This is a genomic window from uncultured Microscilla sp. (assembly GCF_947493425.1).
Lineage (GTDB): Bacteria > Bacteroidota > Bacteroidia > Cytophagales > Microscillaceae > Microscilla.
Window position 1 is genome coordinate 1 of record NZ_CANLRP010000380.1, and the last position, 1,441, is coordinate 1,441.

1 protein-coding gene is annotated in these 1,441 nt (G+C 43.7%); it reads left to right on the forward strand.

What is annotated here, in order from left to right; translation table 11 throughout:
• Nucleotides 1-404: 404 nt before the first annotated feature.
• Nucleotides 405-1,121, forward strand: a complete 717-nt coding sequence (locus tag Q0954_RS33870; protein ID WP_299466494.1) for a hypothetical protein — start codon at nucleotides 405-407, stop codon at nucleotides 1,119-1,121.
• The last annotated feature ends 320 nt before the right edge of the window (nucleotides 1,122-1,441 follow it).

The window sequence follows — 1,441 nt, forward strand, 5'->3', positions numbered from 1 at the left end:
CGGATAAGCAGCACCGAACGTTACCGGGTGGCTCATTTGGAGGAGTTGCAACAGGAAATAGACAAAGTGCATCCGCTCAGTGATTAGTTTTTTAGTTTTTTAGTCGGGAGTCGGGAGTTAGTAGTTTTTTAGTCGGTAGTCAGGAGTCAGTAGTTAAAAAAGGCTAAAAGCTCCCTACAAACAGCCAAACAAAAGCTAAAGGCTAACAGCTAAAAGCTCCATCAAAGAACAAAAAGGCTAACAGCTAACGGCTAAAGGCTCCATCAAAGAACAAAAAAAGCGCTCGAATTTCTCATTTCGTTGTTTCTGATGATTGATGCCTTATTTATTCTTCGTAATTCGCCATTCGTAATTCGTAATTAAACAATTCGTAATTCTTTTCATTTTCTAACTTCAATTTTCTTATGTCATTATCTCATACTTTAGCCTTGGTGGATGAGGCTTCTTTTATAGCGGAGCAAATCCGGAAAGTGAGTCAAAAATGTGTGTACAAAAGAATGATTCATCCTGATCAGCGGGAAGACTTACAACAAGATTTGTATGTGCGTTTGCTTGAGGGTGGTTGGGCGAACATTTGTGCTGCTTACCAACCTGGGGTGTCTTCTTTTGGGTATTATGTAGAGTTTTGTTTATACAATTTGTCTAAGAATATTTTGCAAAGTCGCCAGCATCGTTATGGGGCTGATTTGCTGGATTATCCGGTGGAGTTGGTGGCGGATGTGGGTTTGGGTGTGGTGCCTGAGGATTTGGTATTGGTGACGCGTCGTTTGTTGGGGTTTGTGGGGCTTGACACGCCTAAATACCGATTGTTGTTGAAGGTAAAAGTAAATAAACCGCTGACAATGAATGATTTGATTGGTTATGCGCCTGAGGTTCCTTTGGCTGATTTGTTGCCTTATTATGAGGCGTTGTCGATGCCTGGCGACAAGCGCCACTATAGCCGTCGGTTGGCTAAGTTGTTGCCTTTGTTGCAGCGGGTGGAGCCCAGGGCTTGTGGTTTGGCGGGGGTGCAGCGTGATCTAAAGCGTAAGTTAAACAAGCTGAGCAATCGGTTAAACGTTCACCTGGAGTATGATTTTGACAAGGAGTCGTTGCTGAATTTGCTATACATAGTTCTTTAATTACGAATTTTTCAATTACGAATTACGAATTAAATAGCATCGTCTTTTTTCTCATTCGTAATTCGTAATTCTTTCATTCGTAATTATTTGAGTAGTTGTCAAATCCTCCCCTGCCCGGTTATTTGGTACTCGTTGTCAGTCGGTCAGCAAAGCCGCTCGCCAGCCCTTTCTCCCTTCGGTCGTCAGGGCTGTCATGCGTCTTGCGGTTCCCTCCTTCCGCCTCGTGCCGCCCAGTGGCCTTTACGCGCAAAATGGCTCCCCGCCCCACCGCGGGCTTTCCTCAGGGCTTTTTTTAACTGTTTATTTTTCATAAGAAAAAA